Here is a 25,706-nt window from a genome sequence, read left to right on the forward strand (position 1 = left end):
ACATGAAATGTTAAAATATTTACTATTTTAAGGTATAGTAATAGTAAGAAAATTTGTGAAGAGGTAACTTATGACTAAGGAAAAATCCGTTAAAGTAGATAGTCCTGTTTTTTTATATGATCAAGTAAAAATGGGTATTATGGAAATGATTCAAAAGGAAGAGCTGGTTTCCGGTCAGAAACTTCCTAGTGAAAAGGAATTAATTGAAACCTTTAATACAAGTAGAATTACAATTAGAAGAGCGCTAAAGGAACTTGAAAATGAAGGAATCATTGAAATTATTCATGGTAAAGGTACGTTTGTTAAAAGCTTCAAACAAAAAATTCATATTTTAAATTTACAAGGTTTTACCGATGGGTTATCAACGAGCGAAAGTAGTTTTACAAAAGAGGTATTAGTCAATCAAATTGAAATAGCTGACGAGAAGTTAATGGAATTATTTGAACGTGAGGAACCTTTTGAAGTTGTAAGGTTAGTTAGATTGATTAGAGATGGAAACCGTGCTTTTAGTATTGACTACGCTTACTTACCTTGTGATGTTTATCCTGGTATTTCTAAAAAAATTAAGGATAATGTCTCCACATTTAAAATTATTCACAATGATTATGGAATAATGTTTGGGAAGGCGAGGAAGGAAATGGAGGTTATTAATCCTTCACAAGAAATTAGCAAGTTCCTTGAGATTCCTAGAGTAGAACCCGTTATTCAAATTAAGAAATTAATTAAGGATAAGAAGGAAAAACCTGTGCATTACTCAGTGTACTATCTTTTGACAAATAAGGTGAACTTTTATATAGATGTTGATATTAATGATGAAATGCCTTTTTAAAACGTGTTCACTTTTGTATCGAAAAAAATGAACTTACACCTAAAGTTTTTTGAGACTGTTGGGGCAAGTCTTGCTGTCATTCATAGGATTGTTACATAATCTCCGTTGCCCCGTTTCCTCTTTTTGTTTTCTCCTAGCCCATACCCTTGCATCAAAAAAGCTTTCTACATTTTTGACTAGCACTTATACTCAGCTTGCTTCTTTCTAATCTGCGTATATGAATTTGCATTATGGAATTGTAGAAGAACTGCCAGTCCTTTCTTCCTGTTTATTCTCGAAAAATGATGAATGATGAATATTTAATCGAATCTAGTAAAAGAAGATGAAAAGGTAGGGAAATAGTCTATTATTCTTATAGTCTAATAATTATTAAAGAAAGATTTATTATTTTTTTCCTAGTTCATATGGATGTGAATAACGATAATTAACCTGTTCCAATGAAAAAAATAGCTAGTTATGTTGGATTTTCAAAGGAATTGTATAATTGTTTTAATTTACAAAATATTTCGATATACGGATAATAAAACTAACTTTTTTGAAAGGGGAGGAACGAATTGAAAAGAAAATCAGTTGCATTCATTTTGGCAACGGGGCTAGTTTTATCTGGTGGTGCAGTTCATGCACAAACAACTGCTGCTAACCCAACTATTCAATATGAAGTGAAATTAGAGAATAAGCTATTAAAAAAAATAAGTGCAGATAATATGTACAATACCATTGCCCTTTTATCAAAGGAACCGAGAGAGGCAGGAACAGAAGGGGAGCTAAAGGCAGTCAAGTACATAGAAGGTCAATTCAAAAAACTTGGCTATCAAACAGAGATACAGCCGTTTCCAATCTATGATTACAATACCAAACATGTTTTTGTAAGCGTCGGGGATGCAAAAGTAAGTGAGAAGCCACATGCTTTTAGTGGTAGTGCGAGCGGAAAGGTGACAGCCACTCTAGTAAATGTGGGAAAAGCGAGTCCTGAAGAAATCGGGGATGTGAAAGGAAAGATTGCGTTAATTGAAAGAGGGGATTTATCTTTCGTAGAAAAGGTTAAAAATGTCTTGGATAAAGGTGCAGTCGGCGTCATTATGTACAATAGTGCTGCAGAGGGAAATAGTTTTGGACAAGTAGGTGAGGGGCAAACGATTCCTGCTGTGGCAATTACGAGAGAGGAGGGGCTGAAACTAGCCGAGCAATTAAAAGGAAAAGAGCTTTCAGCTACTATCGATGTAGATATCGAAAAAATTGAAAAGACCTCATATAATGTTATCGCAACGAAGAAAGCGAACTCAAAGAAAAATACTGGACAGATTTTAACGGTCGGTGCTCATCACGATTCTGTTCGTGGGGGACCGGGAGCAAATGATGATGCTTCTGGTGTATCAGCAGTCCTTGAATTAGCGAGAGTATTTGCAAAGGAAAAAACGGATACGGAGATTCGATTCCTTACTTTCGGTTCGGAAGAGCGGGGCCTTGTTGGTTCATCTTATTATGCAGCTTCCTTGCCGAAATCCGATGTAGATAAAATGGTTGCCCATTTCCAAATGGATATGATTGGTGCTCGTGATGCAGGAAAGGACAAGCCTTTTGGTGGATTAATCATGTATACAATCGATGGGAAGAAGAATCTAGTTACCGATTTAGGAGCGAACGCGAGTAAAAATCTTTTTAATGAAGTTCTCCCATATGGGCAGCTAGGTCGCAGTGATCATCAGCCATTCCATGAATTGGGAATCCCATCAGCATTATTTATTCATTCACCTGTTGAACCTTCCTATCACAAACCAACAGATACATTGGATAAAATTGATAAGAAGAAATTGCTTCAAGTAGCTAAAATTATTGGTACTTCTGTTTACCATATTGCTAGTCCGGACACTCCAGCCATTCTCAAATATCCTTTTGAGGATCGTCCAGTTGATTAAGCTATTTAGCCAACAAGGCTTTGAATAATAAAAAAATGGGGGCTGCCTAATAAAGTATGACAGCCCCCATTTTTTGTAAAAAACTATTCACAGTTTAATGGTCTATAAATTCATGTTTACAAGTATTTTACATTGACTACGATCATTCGTCAGTAATTCAAAGCCCTTTTCAACAATATCATCTAATGCAATTTCACTTGTAATTACGGCATTGCCATCAATCATTCCACGTGAAAGTAATCGAATAACTTCAGGGAATAAACGGATATAAGCATAGGAGCCACTAATTTTGGCTTCAGTTCGAACAATGGTGTTAGGATCGAAGCTAACAGGCTTTTCCCATACGCTTACCACTTTAAATTCACCGCCAGGACGAACTGAGTTCACACCACTTGTAAAGGTAGCTTGAACACCGGCAGCATCATAGGCTACATTAACCCCTCCGTTAGTCATTTCTTTAATGAACGAAACAGCATCTTGTTCAATTGGATTAATGGCATAGGTAGCCCCTAATTCTAATGCTTTTTCACGTCGCTCATCGGAAACTTCTATAACAAAAATGTCACTAGCTCCTGCGGCTTTAACGGCTTGGATTAATAATAATCCAATTGGGCCAGCACCAAATATAGCTGCTGTATCGCCAAGTTTTAATTGGCTTTGACGTACTGCATGAACAGCAACGGCCGTTGGTTCAACTAGTGCACCAAGTTGTAGACTCATATTATCAGGTAATAGAAACACATTTTCTTGTTTAACAACGGCGTATTGAGCAAATCCACCTGAAACAGTATAACCATATCCTTGGCGCTGAGTACATAAGTTTACAAAACCTCTCTGGCAATTATCGCATTTCCCACACGGCATTAGTGGTTCTACAGCCACCCTGTCACCTACTTTAATCGTTGACACACCGTCTGCTACCTCGATAACCGTACCCGCAAATTCATGACCTAAAACAGGTTGTGTTCTCATTGGATAAGTACCAGCAATATACTCGTGCATATCACTTCCGCAAATCCCTGCATATTCTACTTTTACTTTGACCATTCCTTTTTCAAGTGATGGTAGTTCTGCTTCTTCAATACGAATATCTTTTGGTCCATAAATTTTTGCTGCTTTCACTTTTTATTCCTCTTTTCATTGATGTTGAGCCGTCTGAAGTCCTTTTATAATATATTGAACAGCTAGGTCTGCTATCGTGTCAGCGGAAAGTTCAGGCTGTGAACGATTAAGAAATGGATTGTTATAGGAAAACATTAATGTTCCCATAATAAAATTCACCGCAACTTCTACTGAAGGAAAATCAATCGTATGCTGTTTTTTACATTCTTCTAATATTACCTGCAACTGATCCCATGATGGCCAAAAGACATCCTTTAGCATTTCCAGCCTCGAGCTATTCATAACCAACTCCTGCTGCAATATATTGATAAGTTCATGATGCTCTATTCTGAATAAAACAAAATGTCTACAAAAGCTGCTTAATGCTTCTAAAGAATTAGATAGATCATAGTTCATATTCATAAATGTGTGTCGAATCGGTTCAAAGATTTCAAAAAAAACGCTTTCCTTTCCACCGAAATGATAGGAGATAAGAGCCAATGAAACATTTGCTTCTTCACAAATTTGCCTAACTGTTGTTCCATCATATCCTTTTTTAGAAAATAACAGCCTTGCAGCTTGAAGGATCTGTTCCTTCACTTCTTTATTTTTTTCGCGTTCTTTTTTCTGTTTGAATGGACTCACCTCTTTTTGAACAATTGTTTTGAACAAATGTTCAATTATCAGTATACTCCTCTATTATTTTCTGTCAATATGGCGATGCTTGAAGAAAAAACTTCTGTTTACTCTAGAAAAAGATTGTGACATAGTTAACTAGTTTTTTTAAAAAAAATAGAAGGAATTTTTTGATTATTAACAAATATATTTATTAACGGATGAATTAAGGAAAGTTTCCTTAATTAGCTTATTGAAAATAGGAGTGATGGATTGTCTATGACGGTGATAAATAAAGAAATGCTTAAGAAAATATTGGATGATGTCATCCATCTTCGTCGCCAATTGCACCGTTACCCTGAGCTAAGTGGAGAGGAATATGAAACATCTAAAGTAATCCAGTCGAAATTGACGGAGTTCGGAATAAATTTTAAAACTGGTTATGCCAAAACAGGAGTTCTCGGGATCATTAAAGGTAGCCGACCCGGAGGAACGGTTGCATTAAGGGCAGATATTGACGCACTGCCAATACAGGAAAGGAATCAGGTCTCCTTTAGATCACAGAACGACGGGATCATGCATGCATGTGGGCATGATGCCCATGCAGCAATGCTTGTTGGTACTGGTTATCTACTAAATGAAATAAAGGAGCAGCTTCCTGGCACTGTTTTACTTTTGTTTCAGCCTGCTGAAGAAAACTCTCCTGTTGGTGGAGCAAAGCCAATGATGGAGGATGGAGTTTTTTCTCACTATCCTCCTGATGTGATCTTTGGTCAACATGTATGGCCGGATTTGCCCGTTGGGGAAATTGGAATTCGAGAAGGGGCGATAATGGGTAACTCCGATAAATTTAAGATTAAAATTAAAGGTTCAGGCGGACATGCAAGTATGCCACATCAAACAATTGATGCCATTATTGCTGCAAACCAAGTTATTACCGCACTGCAAACAATTGTGAGTAGGAATGTGGACCCTTTAGATCCGATTGTTTTAACCATCGGGAAAATTGAGGGTGGGTATCGACATAATGTGATAGCTGATCAGGTGGTATTAGAAGGCACTGTTCGAACATTTACCAACGATGCAAGAAGCCAGGCGAAGGAGAGGTTATATTCGATTGTGCATCATACTGTTCATGCGATGGGGGCTGAGGCAGAAGTTGGCTATTTTGAAGGCTATCCTGCAACAATAAATACACCAAAATGGGCACAACATATTAAGGATACAGCTCAGCATGTACTGGGTGAAAAAGGAACTCCAGAAGTTAATCCAAGCCTTGGTGGAGAGGATTTTTCTCGTTTTTTGGAAAAAATCCCGGGTGCGTTTTTCTGGTTAGGTACCCAGATTGAAGAAAAGGAAAAACAAATGCCTTTACATGATCCACGATTTCAGTTAAATGAACGGGCACTATCGATCGGAGTAGAACTAATGGCACAAATTGCTGTTGATGCACTATTCACATTAGAACGAGGAAAGAAGGAAGAAAATGAAAACAGGGCAACTACGATATGATATCGATGAATTTATCAAAAATTTAACGTCACAGCTTGTATCATGGCGCAGAAAGTTTCACCAATATCCTGAAATAGGCTGGATGGAATATGTCACAACCTACTACATTGCAAAAGAACTTGAATCCATGGACTATAAACTAGCCATTGGAACCGATGCATTGATGACGAAGCAAAGAATGGGAATTCCCGAGCAACAGCTATTAAAAGAATCTGAAGAACGGGCTAGAAGAAAGGGAGTCCCACCTAACTACATGACTAAATTAGCGGGAGGACATACGGGACTAGTAGCCCAATGGGATACGGGGAGACCTGGAAAGCATATCGCTCTAAGATTTGATATTGATGCACTTCCGATAGAGGAAGTTTATGATTACACTCATTTGCCTGTTAAAGAAGGGTTTCAGTCTCAGAATCAAGGTTGGATGCATGCCTGTGGTCATGATGGCCATATTGCGATTGGTCTTGGGCTGGCACATATGATTAAACAATTTCAAGATTCATTATCTGGTAGATTCACTCTTCTTTTTCAACCGGCTGAGGAGGGAGGACGCGGAGCATTACCAATGGTGAAAAACGGATGGTTAGACGATGTGGACGAATTTATTAGTGGACATATCGGTATACATTCTCTTTCTATTGGAGAAGTAGCAGCAACAACGAATCAGTTCCTAGCTTCATCCAAAATCAATGTGACCTATAAAGGAAGGGCAGCACATGCAGGGGTTGAGCCTGAAAAAGGCCAAAATGCACTACTTGCATGTGCAACAGCCAGTCTTCAGCTTCAAGGAATTAGTAGGCACTCAGGTGGAACAACAAGAATCAACATCGGAAAATTAGAAGCGGGTTCTGGAAGAAATATTATTGCTGATCAAGGGAGAATGGAAATTGAGACGCGCGGGGAGAACGATGAATTAGATCAATATATGTTCAATGAGGCAAAGCGGATGATTCATGCTACTGGAGATATGTATGGAGTACAAACCAAAATGGAGGTTGTCGGTCATGCGATTGACGGAACTTGTGACAATGAATGGGTAAAGCGTGTGGAGAAAGTAGCGAGTCAGAGTAAGTGCATAAAGAACGTCCATCCTATACTTCCGTTAGGAGCTTCAGAAGATGTGACCTATATGATGAAAAAAGTGCAAAATAACGGTGGTAAAGCAACATATCTCATTTTTGGAACACCATTAGTGAATGGCCATCATCATCAAGCATTTGATTTTGATGAGAGAGTTCTCCCGATTGCAGTAGAGGTGCTAGGGAGATTGATTATATACCTACAGGATGAAAAGTGAAGGAGTTACTATGTATGAATATGTTGGAACAATGGCTGAGTAAAACTTTAAATCGACTCAATCTTGTTGATAGTATGGAGCAATTGAAAGGTTTTACACGACTTAGCTATAGTGAAGAGGAATGGAAAGCAATGGATGCCTTTACCGAAATTGCTCATGAAATGGGCTTGGAGGTAAGAATGGATGAAGCGGGAAATCGAATTGCGAGATGGAATCCTACTCCTGAAAGTGAATCTCTTCCCGCTATAGCCATTGGCTCGCATCTTGATACCGTTGTAAATGGTGGAGGATATGACGGGGTCGCAGGAGTTCTTTGTGGGCTAGGGGCTATCAAACTTGTAAAAGAAACAAAAAAACGACTGATTGATCCTATCGAAGTGATTTGTTTTGCTTCAGAGGAATCAGCACGTTTTGGCATTTCAACGATTGGTAGCAAGGCGATGACCGGATTACTTGATGTTGAAGGAGTCGCGGATATTAAAGATGCTACAGGAATCACGGTAAAGGAAGCAATAGAATCTAAGGGATTGATTATGGAACAGATCGTGAATGCTAAAAGAAATGATTCAGAGATTAAAAGTTTCATAGAACTGCATATTGAACAAGGAGAACTATTGCAGGATGCTAACTGCGATATTGGTTATGTACGTGGAATTGCCTGTCCAACAAGACTAACAATCACCATTAAAGGACGTGCTGGCCATACAGGGACAACACCAATGGGGAAACGGAAAGATGCATTGGTTGCTATTGCTCCACTTATTACATTTATTTCACTAACCGCAGAAGAAATTTCAAAGACAAGTCCATTTCCGTTGGTTGCTACTGCTAGTACAATTCAGCTCTATCCAAATGTGATGAATGTTATCCCTGATGTTGTTCACCTTGGGGTGGACATTCGGAGTATTGATGACCATTTAAAGTGTGAGATGACACAGAAAATCAAGGAAAAATGTACCTTCCTTGAAAAGGAATTTGGAGTCGTGGCTAAAATTGAATGCCTTGTAAATGAATCCTCGGTGTTTTTACATCCCAATCAATTGAAAAAGTTACAAGTGATCGGTGAAGGGATGGGGCTAAAAGGATTAGAGCTTGATAGTGGAGCGGGCCATGATGTTATGAACATGGCTAAGAGATGGCCAGCCTCCCTTCTATTTATTCCAAGTAAGGATGGAATCAGTCACCATCCTGAAGAATACTCATCTATTCAAGATTTGCGTAAAGGTACAGAAATTTTAGCGGAGTTTGTTCTTCAGGAGGCTAGTGAAAGCAAATGAAAATAAAAGTGGGAATTATTGGTCCTCAAGATTCGGTGAAGTATATTTTGCAGGTGGCGGAGAGCTATAAAGACATTGACTTTATTCCATTTTCCTATGAGGCAACAGAGGATACCCTAACGATTTTAAAGGAAAATGACCACATGATCGACCAATGGATGTTCTCCGGACAAGCTCCCTATCACTTTGCTTTGGAAAAGGGTGTGATTACAGAGAGCAGGGGGAGCTATCCATCCTTACAGGGCTCGAGTTTTTTTGGAACATTACTTGGAGCAGTATTGAATGAAGGAGAGATCATTCGAAACTTTAGTATTGATACTATTTCCGATTCTGTGTTTCAGACTGTGGATGAAGATCATTTCCTTCATACACTTCAATTTTATTCTTTTCCTTATAGAGGATACATGCCATCCGACGAATTAGTTGCCTTTCATCAGAACTTATATGAAGAAGGGAAAATTGATGTAGCACTTACCTGTATTCGATCTGTTTATTTGCAGTTGAAGAACTTGGGAATTCCCTGTTATCGTGTCAAGCCAACCCAATCTGCAATAAAAATTCAGTTAGATCTATTAAAGGAAAGAAGTCTTTCGGGGAAATATCGAATGTCTCAGCTTGCCATTTTTGGAGCGGAGGTAATTCAGGAAGAGAAATATCCTTCTTATAAATTAAAACATCAAATTCTTGATTTATCGCGACTATTATTAGATTTTACTGAAGAAACGAAAGGCTCCTTTGTCCAAATGGGAGATGGACTATTTGTTATATACACGACAAAGGGAGAATTGGATCTTAGTATCGATGGAAAGAGAATTGAAAATCTAATGAAGACCATTCATATTCAGACAGGTCTAAAAATTCGGGTCGGACTAGGGTACGGTATGACTGTATTTGAAGCAGATCAGCATCTGCGTTATGCTCTCCAGCATGCTAGAGAACATAAATCGGAAACCTTTGTATTGGTTAATGAAGAGAAGGAGGTGACTGAATTCTATCATCAGGAAAGCACCATTCAGTTTCATACTAGGAAATGGGGGAAAGAGTGGGAAAAAAAATTTAAGGAAGCCTCGATTAGTCCGGGAATGGTCTCCAAAATTGAATCGCTTGCCAATCACTATCGAAAAACTCATATAACAACCAATGATTTATCTATTTGGTTGAATAGCTCTGAAAGAAATGGAAGACGATTATTGGGGGAACTAGAAAAGTTAGGTCTTGCTATTGCAACTGGTGAGGAGCAATCCGGACATAGGGGAAGACCAAGGAAGATTTATAAACTGCTATTTGTATGAATGAGTTGCAGATCCTATGTGTTTTGAATTAATTGAATGTTTTGTTAATTTCTAAGGAAAAGGAGTGAGTGTATGTCTAACCCAAATGTCGGTATGAACAATGATCCAGTGAAACAAAAGGGAATGTTTCGGTTTTTAGGTGCGATTGAAAAGGTTGGAAATAAATTACCTGACCCATTTATGCTTTTCGTGTATTTAGCTATTTTTATTATACTTTTATCATGGCTTATTTCTGCCTTCGGGGTAACGGTTATTCATCCAGGGACAAAGGAAGAGCTGCCTATTAAAAGTCTAGTTTCAGGTGAAGGAATACAATATATTCTTGAGTCTATGCTGACAAACTTTACGAGCTTTAAGCCACTAGGTCTTGTTTTAGCAATGATGCTTGGAATTGGATTAGCTGAAAAGGTAGGTCTTCTCGAAGCAGGGATACGAAAAACGATTTTAAATGCGCCAAAATCGATTGTTACTTATGCGGTAGTTTTTACAGGAATTATGGGGAATTTGGCTTCTGATGCAGCTTTTGTTGTTATTCCTCCTTTAGCAGCGATGGTTTTTTATGCGGTTGGACGTCATCCTTTAGCTGGTCTTGCTGCCGGATTTGCTGGGACGGGTGCAGGGTTTACGGCAAATTTAATTATTGCCGGAACCGATGCCTTACTTGCTGGAATTTCAACCGAAGCGGCAAAAACGATCGATAAAAATATCATTGTTACACCTGTTGATAATTGGTATTTTATGATGCTTTCTGTCTTTGTTTTAACCATTGTTGGAGCCCTTATTACAGAGAAGGTAATCGAACCTCGACTTGGTAAATATGAAGGGAAGATGGGAAAAGAGCTTGCAGAGCCTAATCCCCTTGAAGGAAAAGGATTTAAAAACGCATTGCTTGCTGGTCTTGCTTACCTTGTGGTTGTTGCCGTTATTTTATTTTGGCCGAACTCTCCACTTCGCAATGAAGAAGGTGGCATTATCCCTTCCCCTTTTTTAAATGGAATTGTACCCATTCTTCTATTCTTCTTCTTAACGATGGGAATTACGTATGGTGTTACAGTTAAAAAGATTACTAGTACAAGGGATATACCTAAATACATGGGCGAGGCTATTAAGGATATGGCTGGTTATATTGTGTTAATATTTGCTGCGGCACAGTTTATTGCCTATTTTGATTGGACGAATCTTGGCATTTGGGTAGCTGTTAATGGAGCAGAATTATTAACATCATTAAACTTCGATGGACTTCCAGTTGTCATTGGGTATGTTCTCTTTACTGCATTATTAAATTTACTCATTTTTAGTGGATCGGCGAAATGGGCATTAGAGGCACCTATTTTTATTCCAATGTTTATGATTTTAGGCTATCATCCTAGTTTCATTCAGGTAGCTTATCGAATTGCTGATTCATCGACAAATATTATTACCCCGATGAACCCGTATCTTGTTGTTATCCTTGCGTTTATGCGAGAATATGACAAAAAAGCTGGGATAGGTACATTGATTTCCCTCATGCTGCCGTATAGCCTTGCATTTTTAGTTATCTGGATTATCCAATTAATCATTTTTGCTCTTATCGGTATACCATTTGGACCAGGCATTCATATGAATCTATAAACTTTTGGGGGTGTCCCTTTTAAAGAACACCCCCATAGCATGTCCTTAGTGCTTTAATAACTGAACGCTAATCAGCATTAATAGTGAAATACCAATGATACTCAATACCCAAAGCCATGCTAGACCTTGATGGCCTGAATCCAGCGCAAGATAAATGGCTGTTGGAGTAGTTTGCGTTTTTCCAGGGATATTTCCGGCAAACATTAAGGTTGCTCCGAATTCCCCTAATGCTCGAGCAAAGCTAAGAATTGCCCCTGAAAGAAGCGCTTTATATGCAAGAGGAATGGAGACAGAAAGAAATAGTCGCCATTCTGATGCTCCATCTACTCGGGCTGCATTCTCTACATCTGGATCGATTGCTTCGAATCCTGTTTTTGCTGTCTGGTACATGAGTGGAAAGGCAACAACAGTTGAAGCAATGACTGCTGCCCACCAAGTAAACATAAGCGGTTGATGAAAGATCCATTCGATCAATTGCCCTGCAGGACTTTGCCTTCCGAAAACGACAATAAGTAAAAATCCAATAACAGTAGGTGGCAGTACTAATGGTAAAAGGAAGATAACTTCGACTAATACTTTCCCCTTAAATTTCGCATTTGCCATCAGCTTTCCAAACAAGATTCCCAGGATGAAAACCGTTACTCCTGCAATAAAAGCTATTTCGATGGAAAGCTTTATTGGTGACCAAAAGTCAGTAACCATATCAATTAATTCAGCCCTTTAAATCCGTATTTTTTAAAGACTTTCATTGAAGTATCTGATTGTAAGTATTTGTAAAATTGTTTTATTTCTTTCGGGTGAGAGCTTTCTTTGACCATGCCTATAGGATAGATAATCGGTGTGTGCGTTTTTTCATCTGCTGTTGCAACAATCTTTATTTTTTTTGATGTAAGTGCATCGGTTTTGTATACCATCCCTGCATCGACATTTCCTGTTTCCACATAGTTTAACACTTGACGAACATCCTTCGCATAAACGACTTTCTTTTTTAATCCTTCCCATAGCTGTAAATATTCAAAGGATTCCTTTGCATACATTCCTGCTGGTACAGCTTCAGGAGTTCCAATTGATATTTTATCAGCTTTTGATAGGTCATTTAATGTATGTATTGTTAGTTTTTCTTTTGTCGGTACTACAAGGACTAGCGAATTACCGACAAGATTCATCGAATCCGCTTTCTCAATTATTCCTTTTTGTACTAATTGATCAAATTTATCCTCAGCAGCTGAAAAAAAGATATCAACGGGAGCACCTTGGCTAATTTGTTGGGCAAGCGTTCCAGAAGCACCAAAATTATAGTTGATCTTAATGTTTGAATGCTGTTTTTCATAAAGACCTTTGATTTCATTTAATGAATCTTGCAAGCTTGCAGCGGCAGAAACGGTAATCTCCACCTTTTTACTAGCCTTTACATTCTGTTCATTTGTGGAACAACCGGCCAACAAAATGAATAGAAACATAATTATAGTCAGTCCGTTATACATACGTTTCATCATTGATCCCCCATTTCTATTTATGTTTCGTTATAACTAATTATAATTAGTTATAACGAAAATAGAAGTGATAAAATTCACAATTGCACAATTTTAATTTAGCTAAAAGAAATATTATCTGTCCTTTTAATTACAGATTGTCATACAATAGTAGAAGGAGGGATGGACATGCCCAATGAGCGATCCTATACCATTGAAGAAGTATCACAGCTTTTGAAGGTATCAAAACTTACTGTATACGATTTAGTAAAGAAAGAGGAATTACCGGTTTTTCGTGTGGGTAGACAAATGAGGGTAGATGCGAAAGACTTAGATGATTATATAAAAAAACATAAAACCAACCAACATACCCGACCATCCCCCACTACCGGATTGCAACAAAATGAAACGGAAGCAAGCCATTCACAAAGCATAGTTATTAGTGGACAGGATATGGTTTTAGATATACTAGCAACACAAATTGAGAATCACTCCTCTTATAAGACATTACGTTCCTTTACTGGTAGTTTAAATAGTCTTTTTTCCTTGTACAATGGTCAATGTGATATTGTCAGTTTACATATGTTTGATGGCGATTCTGGACAGTATAATCTACCCTATGTAAAAAAAGTATTAGTAAGTGATTCTTATCTATTAATGAATCTTGTTTTACGAAAAGCAGGGATGTATGTACAAAAAGGAAACCCATTACATATTACCTCATGGAAGGATTTAAAACGGAAATCTATCAAAATGATCAATCGTGAAAAAGGATCTGGAGCCCGTACATTATTAGATGAACAGCTCAGAATTCATCATATTTCTCCCAAAGATATCGAGGGCTATGAAAGAGTGGAAATGAACCATTTAAGTGTCGCTTCCTCTGTAGCTAGTGGACAAGCAGATGTAGGCGTAGGCATTGAAAAAGTGGCAAAAATAGTAGGAGTAGATTTTATTCCATTAATTACTGAGAGATATGACCTTGTCATGCTTAAAAATCCTCAAAATGACTCATTAATTAAAGTAGTTACGAGCATTTTAACATCAGCCTCCTTTAAACAGAAAATCCATTCTTTAGGAGATTATGATGTTTCAGAAATGGGATCTATTATCTATGAAACCTATTGAATATATGTGGTGGATAAAAAATGAAGGATAGAAAAGAAGAAACATTACTATATTTAAAAAGACAAATGAAAATAAATAAACATATTATTGGTGTTGCTACGGGATCTGGACTTACAGCAAAATATGCAGAAAAGGGAGGGGCTGATTTTATATTAGCTCTAAGCTCGGGACGATTTCGGCAAATGGGTGTTAGCTCATTAGCTGCCTTTTTACCGTTTACAAATAGCAATGATCTTGTTATGAATTATGCTTTGAAGGAAATTATCCCTTCTGCAAAGGTTCCGGTCCTATTTGGATTATCTGCAACCGACCCAACAATCAATTTGCAGCTTTATATTAAATTGATCAAGGAGAAAGGCTTTTCTGGTATTAATAATTATCCTACTATCGGGCTCATAGATGGGAGATTTAGAGAAGCATTAGAAGAACAAGGAATTAGTTATGAACAGGAAGTAACGGCCATCCGTATTGCGAGTAGCCTAGGGCTTTTTACTGTTGCTTTTGTGTTTAATGAACGCCAAGCAATACAAATGATAGAAGCCGGTGCAGATATTATTTGTGTTCATTTAGGTTTAACTGTTGGCGGAGTATTAGGAGCAAAACAAATACAATCTCTCCAGTCATCTAAAAGGAAAGCGGCAAATATTTTCGAAGTTTGTAATGAAATCAATCCACATGTAATAAAAATGATTTATGGTGGACCTGTAAATAAACCGATCGATGTGCAATTCATGTATGATGGGATAGATGCGAACGGTTATATAGGGGGATCTGTTTTTGAACGAATTCCTGCAGAACAAATGATTCCTTATGTTACGCAGTCATTTAAACAGGCAAATGATGTTAAATACGAGGAATTAATTCAAAAATTCATTGATGGAATAAGTACTCAAGATGATTATATTGATTTTATGAAAAAATATATTGGGTTACATTATTCTGAACCAATCACATTAAATGAACTTGCTGGAATCATGAATCTTTCAAGATCCTATTTAAGTACTCTATTTAAAAAGGAAATGGGTATCTCCTTTACCACTTATTTAATTGATTATCGTATCAATCGTGCGATAGAAATCTTACAGGAGAAAAGTTTGCCATTAAATATGGTGGCAGAACTAGTGGGCTATTCGAATTATGCTCAATTTAGTAAAATTTTCAAAAGTCGTAAAGGCGTTTCGCCATCTGAATATATAAAAACAAACAAAAAGACAAAATAAACAAACATAAGAACATTAACTCGAACGAAAGAAAGCGGTATCATTTTATCAAAGGGATGATATCGCTTTCTCTTTTTTAAAGCAAAGGAGTGTTGAGATTGGTTAAAACAATTGCGTTAGCAGGAACTTTTGATTCAAAAGGGAAAGAATTTTTGTATGTAAAGGAACTAATCGAGTCTCTTGGTTTTCAAACGTACACGATCCATACGGGTGTTTTTGAACCATTCTTTCAACCAGATGTACCTAATTCAGAAATCGTTGCTGCAGCAGGTGCAGATATATTGCGAATTGCGACACAAAAAGACCGTGCCAATGCAACAGCTACTCTTTCAAGAGGGATGGAAATCCTATTACCAAAATTGTATCAAATGGGAAAATTCGATGGAATTCTATCATTTGGCGGAACCGGGGGAACGTCGATTGTCACACCTGGTATGAGAGCTCTACCAATCGGGGTACCTAAGGTAATGGTTTCAACGGTTGCTTCAGGAAATACGGAACCATATGTAGGCACTAGCGATATTATGATGATTCCATCAATTGTTGATGTAGCAGGTTTAAACAGTATTTCTACGCAAATATTTACTAATGCCGTATTTGCTATTGCAGGTATGCTAAACTATGAAAATAACACTCAATTAGAGAAAAAACCACTGATCGCTGCAACCATGTTTGGTCTCACCACACCATGTATTAATCAAGCAAAAGCTTATTTAGAGGAAAAAGGCTATGAGGTATTAATTTTCCATGCAACAGGGGTTGGTGGACGGACAATGGAAAGCTTAATTGAAAACGGCTTTATCGATGGTGTATTAGACATAACAACGACTGAGTGGGCAGATGAAATTGTTGGTGGAGTTTTAGCGGCAGGTCCTCACCGTTTAGAAGCAGCTGGAAGAAATGGTATTCCACAAGTTGTTTCAGTGGGAGCATTAGATATGGTGAATTTTGGCCCATTTGATTCTGTACCCAATCAATTTGCAGACAGGAAATTTTATAAGCATAATCCAACGGTTACTTTAATGAGAACAACAGTAGAGGAAAATCAACAATTTGGGCAAATAATCGCTGACAAACTAAATAGGACAAATGGTAAGACAACATTACTGTTACCTTTAAAGGGGATTTCTGGTTTAGATATAGAAGGACAAGATTTCTATGGTCCAAAAGAGGATGAAATGTTATTCAAGACATTGAGACAAGCAATTAATCAAGATAAAGTCGAACTAATTGAAATAGATACAGATATCAATCATCAAGAATTTGCCTTAGCAGCTGCTAAAAAGCTAGTTGAATTAATTGAAGGATAAAAGGAGAGATAGTTTATGTTAGCAAGACAAGAGATATTAAACCGTTTCAAAGAGGAAATTAAGAACGGGAATATCCTATTAGGTGTTGGTGCAGGTACGGGTATCACAGCTAAAAGTAGTGAAGCAGGCGGAGCGGATATGCTAATTGTTTACAACTCTGGCCGCTATCGAATGGCAGGACGAGGTTCTTTAGCAGGATTACTTTCTTATGGAGATGCGAATCAAATTGTTGTAGAAATGGGCAATGAAGTGATCCCTGTTGTGAAAAGCACACCTGTATTAGCAGGGGTAAATGGTACCGATCCTTTCCGTGTGATGGATGTATTTTTAAAACAATTAAAGGAACAAGGATTCAGTGGGGTTCAAAACTTTCCAACCGTTGGGTTGATTGATGGAGTATTTCGTCAAAACTTAGAAGAAACCGGAATGGGGTACGATCTGGAAGTAGAGATGATCCGTAAAGCCCATGAGTTAGATATGTTAACTACTCCTTATGTGTTTGATGAGGAGCAGGCAATGAAAATGGCCGAAGCAGGTGCAGATATTTTAGTTGCTCATATGGGGTTAACTACAAAAGGATCTATAGGTGCAAAAACTGCTCTAACATTAGATGATTGTGTAGAGCGTATTCAAAAGATCATTGACGCTGGAAGATCAGTAAACCCAGATATTTTAGCTATTTGTCATGGAGGCCCAATTGCAGAACCAGACGATGCTGCTTATATCATCGAAAGAGTAGAAGGCATAGTAGGCTTCTTCGGTGCATCAAGTATTGAAAGATTTGCTGCAGAAAAAGGCATTAAGGAACAATCAGAAGCATTTAAGAAAATAGGTAAATAAGTGGGACACGGGGTCAGACCCCGTGTCCCATTATTCATTTCCGATTAGGTGTAAACAAAAGTCTAAATCGGCTTGTAAATGCTTTTTCATTAGACTTTCTGCCTGTTGTCCGTTTCTATTTTTAATTGCCTCATAAATTTCTTCGTGTTCTTCTATTAAAAAAGGACGATTGTAAAAAACGACTGTTCGTCTAAATAGATAAATGATCGATTGCATGCGGTCGATGATATCTATCATTACAGGATTATGACTTGCTTGGACAATGATTTCGTGAAATTGTTCATTGGCGCTCATGATTTCATCCATTGTTCCAGTTTTACCGATTTCAACACATCTTTGTAAGGCTTGCAGCTCTTTTTCCTTTAAATAAGAGGCAGCACATTGTGCAGAATATCCTTCCAAGATAATTCGAACTTGAAACATATTTCGTAGGTCTGTTTCAGTTGGTTTCACGACCTTTTTCCCAACAATCAATCCTTCATGTTCAAGCTTGCGGATGGATTCCCTTATTGGTGTTCGACTTACCCCTAGCTCTGCTGCAATTCTTTCTTCTATTATTTTTGTTCCACCAGGAATGTCACCATTTAATATTTTATCTCTAAGAATTTCGTAGGATTGATGATAGGCTGGACGAGTTTTGCCGCTTTCAAGCACGAAGTTCACCTCTACTTCTATTTCATATCTCATATTTGATGACTATTATTCAACAAATTCTTTACAAACTAAACTAATCTTATCAAATTTCATCTAAAAAAAATATGAAAACGACGATTTTATGTAAAGATGGAAATTATTTTTGTATACAAAAATAATAAAATTGTATACAAAAATAAGTAAAACGTATACAATATTTATGTAAATGATTTTTGTAAGCGGTTGCCTGTCATCCATCTTATAAAGTAGCGATAGATAATAAAAGAGAATCAAACGATTTCATCATGAATGAACAGAGGAGGAGTTTATATGCAAAGCAAAATAGGTTTTATTGGACTGGGAATTATGGGAAAGCCAATGGCTTTAAATCTCATAAAAGCTGGACATACCCTTACGGTGTTTGATTTAAATCAGGAAGCAGTAAAGGCTGTGTGTGCTGTAGGAGCTACTGCTGCTCGTTCTGCTAAAGCGGTTGCAGAAAACAGCGATATTATTATTACTATGTTACCTGCTTCAAAGCATGTTACGGAGGTAGTTCTTGGCGAAAATGGTGTATTGGAAGGAGCAAAAAAAGGATCCTTAATTATTGACATGAGTTCGATTACTCCTGATGTTTCTAAAGAAATTGCTACAAAGTTGGAAGGAAAAGGAATAGACATGCTAGATGCTCCTGTTAGCGGTGGAGAGCCTAAAGCAATCGATGGCACATTGGCAATCATGGTTGGTGGAAAGGAAGATGTCTTCAACCGAGCACTACCTGTCTTACATGATATGGGGAAAGACGTCACATTAGTTGGCGATAATGGATGTGGAGTAACAGCAAAATTAGCTAATCAAATTATTGTCAATTTAAATATTGCGGCTATGTCAGAAGCGTTAGTATTAGCCGCAAAGGCAGGAATTGATATTGAAAAAATGTATCAGGCAATTAGAGGTGGGCTTGCTGGGAGTGCAGTTTTAGATGCGAAAGTTCCTTTAATTCTTGATCGAAATTTTGTAGCAGGTGGAAGCATTGCAATCAATCTTAAGGATATTACGAATGTGATGAATACTGCACATGAAATGGGAGTTCCATTACCTTTATCTAGTCAATTATTAGAAATTTTCCACGCATTGAAGGTAGATGGAAAGGAAAAAGACGATCATGGAAGTATTGTAAGATACTACGAAAAATTAGCAAATGTAGAAGTAAAGAAGGCGTAAATGATGACTACTAATAAACGTTTATCTATAGATGTTCTTCAGGCAATTCCTGATGTAGATACCTATAAGGTAGATGAATTACTAAAGGTATCACTTGAAAATTTAAATAAAAAAATTATCGTTCTTGATGATGATCCCACAGGTGTACAAACCGTCCATGATATTTCCGTGTTTACTGATTGGTCTGTTAATAGCATTGAAAAGGGGTTCAAAGAAGATCAATCGATGTTTTTCATTTTAACGAATTCAAGAGGATATACAGCTGAGGAAACGGAGAAGGTTCATCGAGAAATAGCGACCAATATTGTTACTGTTGCATCTAAATTGAATCGTGAATTTATGATAATAAGTCGTGGTGATTCAACACTAAGAGGACATTATCCATTAGAAACAAAGGTTTTAAAAGAAACAATTGAATCAGAATCGTGTATGACCTTTGATGGTGAAGTCATTCTTCCATTCTTTAAAGAAGGAGGACGCTTGACGATTAATAATGTACATTATGTTCAATCTGATAAAGAGCTTGTTCCAGCCGGAGAAACTGAATTTGCAAAGGACCGTACGTTTGGTTACACGAAGTCACATTTAGGTGAATGGATAGAGGAAAAATCCGATGGAGAATATACAGCAGAAAACACACAATACTTCTCTCTTGAACAATTACGTTCTTTAGAAATTGAAAAGATGACAGAACAATTATTAAAAGTGAATCATTTTAACAAAGTGGTAGTTAATGCGATTGATGAAATCGATGTGAAGATTTTTACGATTATACTAGTGAATGCAATGCAAGCAGGAAAGAACTATCTGTTTAGAAGTGCAGCTGCTCTTCCAAAAGTAGTAGGTGGTGTAAGTGATAAAGCCTTATTAACTAGAGATGAGTTAGTGAAAGAGGATAATGGAAATGGCGGCTTAATTATCATCGGTTCTCACGTGAAAAAAACGACCGAGCAGCTTGAAGAGTTAAAAAAATTAAGTGAAATTGCATTCATTGAATTTAACAGTCATTTAGTTTTACAACCTGATGAATTCAAGCTTGAATGTGATCGAGTAATTGAAACTACAGAATCTCTCATTCGTTCGGGAAAAACGGTAGCAGTTTATACAAGCAGAACACGTCTTGACTTAGGTGAAGGAAAACAGGAAGAGGAATTAGAGCTTTCCATTAAGATTTCTGATGCCGTCACCAGCATTGTAACAAGACTAAAGACTAGACCGAATTTTCTTGTAGCAAAAGGTGGAATTACATCAAGCGATGTTGGAACGAAGGGGTTACAAGTAAAAAGAGCAACCGTTGCGGGGCAAATTAGACCAGGAATACCCGTCTGGTTGACTGGTGATGAAAGTAAATACCCTGGTATGGCCTATATCATCTTTCCTGGAAATGTAGGGACAAAAACAGATTTAAGAACAGTGGTAGAAACGTTAATAGAAAAATAAATGCTGTTTCATTTCATCCCTTTGCAAAACCATTAACTGCCTGCTTTTACAAAGGATTCAGCGGTTTATGAAGATTGCAGCTCTACTCAGAGCATGAAGGGGCTAACGATCTTTAGGGGTCGATATTTATTAGTTAAGAGCTTTTGAAAAATAGAATAGGGCTGTTACTAATGTTTACATTCTTCTAGTACAGCCCTGAGCCTTAAAGAGAAAAGAGGGAGAACATGCCAATTGTATATATTTGTATAGGGGTAGCACTTTTATTATTATTTATGGTGGTCTTTAAGTTAAACGCTTTCATCTCATTAATAATTGTTGGTTTATTAGTAGGTATCATGGAAGGAATGAGCCCTACTGAAGCAATGACCTCTGTCACAAATGGCTTAGGAGGAACGCTTGGTAGCCTTGCTTTAGTTATTGGATTTGGAGGAATGCTTGGTAAATTAATGGCAGATTCGGGTGGTGCTCAACGAATTTCAACAACGTTGATACATGCTTTTGGTAAGAAAAGAGTACAACTAGCAGCTGTTCTTACTGCATTTATAGTTGGAATAGCCCTTTTCTTTGAAACTGGTGTTGTTGTATTAATTCCTTTAGTATTTACTATTGCGGCTGAAGCCGGAGTACCCATTTTATATATTGGTATGCCAGTAATTGCTGCTTTAATAACAATGCATGGTTTCGTTCCGCCACATCCAGGACCAACAGCTGTAGCTGAAATCTTCCATGCAAATCTAGGAAAAACCCTATTATATGGTGTAATTATTGCGATTCCAGCTGTCATTATCGGTGGACCACTATATACAAAACTATTTAAAAAGGAAAGCTTGGAAGTCGATATTCCAAAACAGTTATTTAATCCGAAACATTTTGAAGAAGATGAAATGCCCGGATTTGGTATTAGCATCTTTACAGCACTTGTACCAGTTATCTTGATCGCGTTCCAAGCAGTAGTAGAAATCGCGATGCCTCATTCCGCCATTTTACCAGCGGCTAAGTTTTTAGGGAATCCAGGAGTTGCCCTTTTAATTTCAGTGATTATTGCCATCTTTACTTTTGGGTTAAACCGAGGCAAAAAAATGCCAGAAGTTATGCAATCGATTACAGATTCTGTAAGCGGTATCGCGATGATCTTATTGATTATTGGTGCTGGTGGTGCCTTTAAACAAGTATTAGTAGATAGTCATGTTGATAAATATATCGCAGATTTAATGGAAGGCTCTACAATTTCACCATTAATTTTAACCTGGTTAATTGCTGCAATCCTCAGGGTGGTATTAGGATCTGCTACCGTAGCTGGCTTAACCGCTGCTGGAATCGCTGCACCACTTGTCGGTGCGACACATGTAAGTCCAGAATTAATGGTATTAGCAACGGGTGCCGGAAGTATGACTTTCTCACATGTTAATGATGCTGGATTTTGGATTTATAAAGAATATTTTAATTTATCAATTGGTAAAACGATTAAAACATGGTCAGTAATGGTTACGATTATTTCATTAATCGGATTAGCTGGGGTTTTAATTATTAATTTATTCCTTTAAATGTGGAGAAATGGGACACGGGGTCAGACCCCGTGTCCCTAATTCTTTAAATAACAAGCTAGTTGAAGCCGTAATAGATCTTCTGGATTTGAGAATGAGATATGGAGCTTCTCTTCGATCTTTTTTAGCCTTTGGTATAAAGTGTTAACATGTATATGTAATTGCTTTGCCGTTTCACCTGCTGAACGGTTTTGTTTAATATAGGTGAGAAGAGTCTTTTCCAAAAATTGATTTTGTTCCTTTTCGTTTAGTAAAGGCATAAATACTTCATTTATAAATGCCTGTAATTCTTCTTGTGATTGGTGAATAAATAGACGATTGATTCCAATTTCCTTATAATGAATCAAATCTGGTTGTTTCCGATGGTTAAGATAGGACAGTGCTTTATCTGCTTCGTTATAACTTTTTTTAATATCCTCGATTCGGTTATATTGTAATCCAATCCCGATTTTAATTGGAAGATGATTTCCTTGTCTCCATTCCGACTGAAGTTGTTTTAGATGACCCGATACATCAATGGTATCTGATTGAGATTGTAGTATGATAGTAATCTTATTGCGGAATCCAAATACAATAGGTGAGTATTCTCGAAATCTCTTCTTATTTTCTAAAATCAGTCGGTGGTTTTGCATATTCATATAATGTATATCCTCATGGCTAGGAATTCCAATCAGTATAATTAAAAAATATGCCGGTTGATGGATGCCAAGCTCAATCGCTTTAGTATTCTGGATAGATGCGTCATTACATAGGATCAATTCGTGAAACAAATCATGTGTTTTTTGATAGTAAGAATCAACAACAGTTTGATTTCGAATCATCTCTAAAGCAATAATCGAACTTGCCTGTTCAATAATAAGTTTATTAATTGGTAATAGCCATTTATCTGTTACTTCGACAATTAGCATCCCAAGAAATTGATTAATTCCAATGACTGGCTGAAGATAAAAGGTATTTTGCTTTCCACTTTGTTCAGTAGAATAGAATTGAGGAGCATCCATGCTATTGAATTTTCTCCGTAGCTCATTTATATCTTCTGAAAACCAATGATTTGGACTTGAGTAAATGGAATCATCTGTTAAATCAATAATCACTAATCGGAGTTGGATCATTCTCCGTAGCTCACTAGCAATCATATGCATTCCAGAACTTTGTAATGAAAGCTTCATAAATGTATCGTGAATTTCATCACGTTGGAGTAATAACTGATTTTGATGCTTAATGTTTTGAAATAAGCGAGAATTAGTAAGGGCAATTGATACTTGATCAGAAAAGCTTTCTAGCACCTTTTTATCCTCAATTGTAAACAATGGTCGTTCCCCATTTTGGTAAATGATCAGGACACATAATGTTTCATTTTCTACAAAAATAGGTGTTGAAATAATAGATTGTAAGTTTGTGAATGAATAAGCATTAAATAAGTGTTGTAAATTTTCTTTCCGAATAGAAGAAGATTCATGCAGTATATCCTTTAATAAAGATAGAAACATTGTTCTTTTTTCTTGATATGTTTTTCCAATAATTCCTTCGCCAATATTCATCCTCATGTTTTGAATAGACTCACTTGGTCCACCTGCCCATGCTCTTGGGAGCAGTGCGTTCTCTTTCTCATCATACATCCATAAAACACCGAAATCAGCCACCTGTATAACGGAAAGGGCATGCTCCAAAATGTTTATTAATAATGTATCTACATTATCCAAATTAGAGATATCTCTAATGCTTTCCATCATTTTATGGCGGATAAATCGTTCTCGTTCGAGTGAGATTTCCAAATAATAGTTTATGAGGAGAATCTCTAATTGATTAATACTTTCTAATGAAAGACTAGGCTTCTCTACACGTATTACAATGATTGATCTGCTTTCATCAAAGCAAAAATAAAGATCGGTAAAGTCGGGATATTCGATCATATCGCGATGCACATCATGAAGGCTTGGAAAGGGTAATGGGAGTTCAAAGCCTTTTGTAGTGATCAGTGAAAATCGATCTTGGTATATACTGATCCAAATTTGAAAATACGATTGTTCGCATGCTTCGACTAAGAACTCCTGTATTCTTGTTAAGGGATTCATTCCTTGTTTCTCCTTCTTATTTATGTATATTTCTCTATTAATAACACTTAAATTATATATAAATGAACATTGTATGAAAAGTAGAATAATTCTATAATTTCATTATGCAAGCGATTTCAGGGGAGTGGGAGACATGACAACAAAAAGGGAGCAAAACTGGAAGTATGTCATTATTACAATGCTATTTCTTGGTTGGTCATTAGGGAATTTTGATCGATTTATCGTCAATTTTGCTATTCTCGATATTTCTAAAGAATTTCATTTAAATGGTTCCTTAACAGGAATTGTATTAAGTAGTTTTTTTGCTGGGTATGCGTTGATGCAAATTCCAGGAGGTTGGCTAGCAGATCGTTTTGGGTATCGAAAGGTAATTATTACCGCTGTATTTCTGTGGTCAATATTTACTATTTTAACAGGTGCTGCATGGTCATTTGCTTCAATTATCATCATTCGCTTTCTTTTTGGAATTGGCGAAGGCGGTTATTTCCCATCAGCATCAAAAGGAATTACGAACTGGTTTCCACATAATGAACGAAGTAGAGCCATGTCAATTATGCTGACTTCAGCGACAATTATGGGAGTAGTTGCTCCTATAGTAGGTACACAACTTATGCAATTGTTAGGATGGCGCCAAATATTTTATATTGTTGGAGTGATAGGACTTCTCTTATCTGTAGCTTTTTTCTTTTTAGTAAAGGAGAAGCAACAACCGAAACAAATGAAAATAGAAGAAGATCCAAAGGTAAAAGCTCCTCTAAAGGATGTATTAAAAACTCCGATGATTTGGAAGTTATTTATTGCCTATTTCAGTATATACGCAGTCAACTGGGGGCTGAATTCATGGATGCCAACTTACTTAGCGAATGTAAAAGGATTAAATTTAACAGAAGTGGGCGTATATTCAGCAATACCACCGTTTGTAGGGATCTTTGCTATGTTATGTAGTGGATATATACTAGATCGACTACCGGAAGGGAAAGATAAGCTGATTGCAGCGGTATTTGCTTTAATGGCTGGAGTATTTTTACTGTTAATGGCCATTTCTCCAAACCTTGTTCTATTTATCATTTTTCAAAGTGCTGTCACTGTGTTTCTATCATTTAATATCATTTTAATTACATCGGTTCCACTGAAAATTCTCCCTGAGGCTGTAGTAGGAACGGCTAATGGATTTATTAATACGGGAGCCCAATTTGCTGGTGTCTTAACCCCAATGCTAATTGGCTTTTTAGTAGATGCAACAGGTGGATCATATAATGCAGCATTTATCATGCTTATTTGTTTTACTATTTTGTGTGCAGGAGCATTATTTATGATACGCCAGAAAAGACATTTATCTGTTGTTCAAACATCTACAGTGAAATAAGAGA

Annotated in this window: 21 protein-coding genes; 15 read left to right on the top strand and 6 right to left on the bottom strand. The window is 37.1% G+C overall.

From position 1 onward, the window contains the following. Window positions 1-70: 70 nt before the first annotated feature. Together MHI39_RS04530 and MHI39_RS04535 are read left to right on the top strand one after the other, a co-directional pair. Complete coding sequence (locus MHI39_RS04530) at window positions 71-829, top strand: GntR family transcriptional regulator (RefSeq protein ID WP_078109699.1); 759 nt, start codon at window positions 71-73, stop codon at window positions 827-829. A gap of 554 nt (window positions 830-1,383) precedes the next feature. After that, on the top strand, window positions 1,384-2,745 hold the full coding sequence (locus MHI39_RS04535) for a M28 family peptidase (RefSeq protein ID WP_078110064.1): 1,362 nt from the start codon (window positions 1,384-1,386) through the stop codon (window positions 2,743-2,745). 102 nt (window positions 2,746-2,847) lie between these two features. Here the strand turns inward: MHI39_RS04535 and MHI39_RS04540 are convergent, their stop codons facing one another. Next, window positions 2,848-3,867, bottom strand: coding sequence for a 2,3-butanediol dehydrogenase (locus tag MHI39_RS04540; protein ID WP_342540770.1), 1,020 nt, complete (start codon window positions 3,865-3,867; stop codon window positions 2,848-2,850). Window positions 3,868-3,882: 15 nt separating this feature from the next. After that, window positions 3,883-4,518, bottom strand: a complete 636-nt coding sequence (locus tag MHI39_RS04545) for a TetR/AcrR family transcriptional regulator (protein ID WP_342540771.1) — start codon at window positions 4,516-4,518, stop codon at window positions 3,883-3,885. A 222-nt stretch (window positions 4,519-4,740) separates the two neighbouring features. Here MHI39_RS04545 and MHI39_RS04550 point away from each other — a divergent pair, with 222 nt between their 5' ends. The 5 genes from MHI39_RS04550 (at window position 4,741) to MHI39_RS04570 (ending at window position 11,450) form a co-directional block, all read left to right on the top strand. Then, the gene (locus MHI39_RS04550) at window positions 4,741-5,973 is read left to right on the top strand and encodes a M20 family metallopeptidase (protein ID WP_216386142.1); all 1,233 of its coding nucleotides are present in this window, start codon (window positions 4,741-4,743) and stop codon (window positions 5,971-5,973) included. Then, the gene (locus MHI39_RS04555; RefSeq protein WP_342540772.1) at window positions 5,948-7,270 is read left to right on the top strand and encodes an amidohydrolase; all 1,323 of its coding nucleotides are present in this window, start codon (window positions 5,948-5,950) and stop codon (window positions 7,268-7,270) included. The genes MHI39_RS04550 and MHI39_RS04555 overlap by 26 nt, the downstream gene beginning before the upstream one ends. 14 nt (window positions 7,271-7,284) lie before the next feature. Next, complete coding sequence (locus MHI39_RS04560) at window positions 7,285-8,547, top strand: M20 family metallo-hydrolase (RefSeq protein ID WP_342540773.1); 1,263 nt, start codon at window positions 7,285-7,287, stop codon at window positions 8,545-8,547. Beyond that, window positions 8,544-9,839: a hypothetical protein gene (locus MHI39_RS04565; RefSeq protein WP_342540774.1), complete on the top strand. Its 1,296-nt coding sequence runs from the start codon at window positions 8,544-8,546 to the stop codon at window positions 9,837-9,839. The genes MHI39_RS04560 and MHI39_RS04565 overlap by 4 nt, the downstream gene beginning before the upstream one ends. A gap of 72 nt (window positions 9,840-9,911) precedes the next feature. Beyond that, the gene (locus MHI39_RS04570) at window positions 9,912-11,450 is read left to right on the top strand and encodes an AbgT family transporter (RefSeq protein ID WP_078110069.1); all 1,539 of its coding nucleotides are present in this window, start codon (window positions 9,912-9,914) and stop codon (window positions 11,448-11,450) included. A 45-nt stretch (window positions 11,451-11,495) separates the two neighbouring features. Here the strand turns inward: MHI39_RS04570 and modB are convergent, their stop codons facing one another. Further along, window positions 11,496-12,152 (bottom strand): molybdate ABC transporter permease subunit, encoded by a 657-nt coding sequence (gene modB, locus MHI39_RS04575; RefSeq protein WP_071975281.1) that lies wholly within the window; start codon window positions 12,150-12,152, stop codon window positions 11,496-11,498. A 5-nt stretch (window positions 12,153-12,157) separates the two neighbouring features. Next, window positions 12,158-12,943 (bottom strand): molybdate ABC transporter substrate-binding protein, encoded by a 786-nt coding sequence (modA, locus tag MHI39_RS04580; RefSeq protein WP_071975279.1) that lies wholly within the window; start codon window positions 12,941-12,943, stop codon window positions 12,158-12,160. Between the two features lie 168 nt (window positions 12,944-13,111). On the opposite strand from modA, the gene MHI39_RS04585 reads away from it, so the two are divergent. The 4 genes from MHI39_RS04585 to MHI39_RS04600 all read left to right on the top strand — a co-directional run bounded on the left by MHI39_RS04585 (window position 13,112) and on the right by MHI39_RS04600 (window position 17,420). Continuing rightward, window positions 13,112-14,050, top strand: a complete 939-nt coding sequence (locus MHI39_RS04585; protein WP_342540775.1) for a helix-turn-helix transcriptional regulator — start codon at window positions 13,112-13,114, stop codon at window positions 14,048-14,050. 20 nt (window positions 14,051-14,070) lie between these two features. Next, window positions 14,071-15,270, top strand: a complete 1,200-nt coding sequence (locus MHI39_RS04590; protein ID WP_071975277.1) for a phosphoenolpyruvate hydrolase family protein — start codon at window positions 14,071-14,073, stop codon at window positions 15,268-15,270. Between the two features lie 98 nt (window positions 15,271-15,368). Further along, window positions 15,369-16,580, top strand: coding sequence for a Tm-1-like ATP-binding domain-containing protein (locus MHI39_RS04595; RefSeq protein ID WP_216386107.1), 1,212 nt, complete (start codon window positions 15,369-15,371; stop codon window positions 16,578-16,580). A 15-nt stretch (window positions 16,581-16,595) separates the two neighbouring features. Continuing rightward, entirely contained in the window at window positions 16,596-17,420 is an 825-nt protein-coding gene (locus tag MHI39_RS04600; RefSeq protein ID WP_342540776.1) for a phosphoenolpyruvate hydrolase family protein, read from the top strand. A gap of 30 nt (window positions 17,421-17,450) precedes the next feature. Here MHI39_RS04600 and MHI39_RS04605 read toward each other — a convergent pair whose 3' ends face one another. Next, window positions 17,451-18,107 (bottom strand): GntR family transcriptional regulator, encoded by a 657-nt coding sequence (locus MHI39_RS04605; protein WP_342540777.1) that lies wholly within the window; start codon window positions 18,105-18,107, stop codon window positions 17,451-17,453. A 276-nt stretch (window positions 18,108-18,383) separates the two neighbouring features. Between MHI39_RS04605 and garR the strand changes: the two genes are divergently transcribed. The 3 genes from garR (at window position 18,384) to MHI39_RS04620 (ending at window position 22,261) form a co-directional block, all read left to right on the top strand. Then, window positions 18,384-19,277, top strand: a complete 894-nt coding sequence (gene garR, locus MHI39_RS04610; RefSeq protein WP_342540778.1) for a 2-hydroxy-3-oxopropionate reductase — start codon at window positions 18,384-18,386, stop codon at window positions 19,275-19,277. 3 nt (window positions 19,278-19,280) lie between these two features. After that, a complete protein-coding gene (locus tag MHI39_RS04615; protein ID WP_342540779.1) occupies window positions 19,281-20,717 on the top strand; it encodes a four-carbon acid sugar kinase family protein in 1,437 nt (478 codons plus the stop codon). A 224-nt stretch (window positions 20,718-20,941) separates the two neighbouring features. After that, window positions 20,942-22,261 (top strand): gluconate:H+ symporter, encoded by a 1,320-nt coding sequence (locus MHI39_RS04620; RefSeq protein WP_342540780.1) that lies wholly within the window; start codon window positions 20,942-20,944, stop codon window positions 22,259-22,261. Window positions 22,262-22,299: 38 nt separating this feature from the next. Here MHI39_RS04620 and MHI39_RS04625 read toward each other — a convergent pair whose 3' ends face one another. Beyond that, window positions 22,300-24,336 carry a helix-turn-helix domain-containing protein gene (locus tag MHI39_RS04625; protein WP_342540781.1) on the bottom strand — a complete coding sequence of 679 codons (2,037 nt, stop codon included), beginning with the start codon at window positions 24,334-24,336 and terminating at the stop codon, window positions 22,300-22,302. Window positions 24,337-24,469: 133 nt separating this feature from the next. Between MHI39_RS04625 and MHI39_RS04630 the strand changes: the two genes are divergently transcribed. After that, the gene (locus MHI39_RS04630) at window positions 24,470-25,702 is read left to right on the top strand and encodes an MFS transporter (RefSeq protein ID WP_058004869.1); all 1,233 of its coding nucleotides are present in this window, start codon (window positions 24,470-24,472) and stop codon (window positions 25,700-25,702) included. Window positions 25,703-25,706: the final 4 nt, after the last annotated feature.

The organism is Heyndrickxia sp. FSL K6-6286, assembly GCF_038630395.1.
Classification (GTDB): Bacteria; Bacillota; Bacilli; order Bacillales; family Bacillaceae_C; genus Heyndrickxia; species Heyndrickxia oleronia.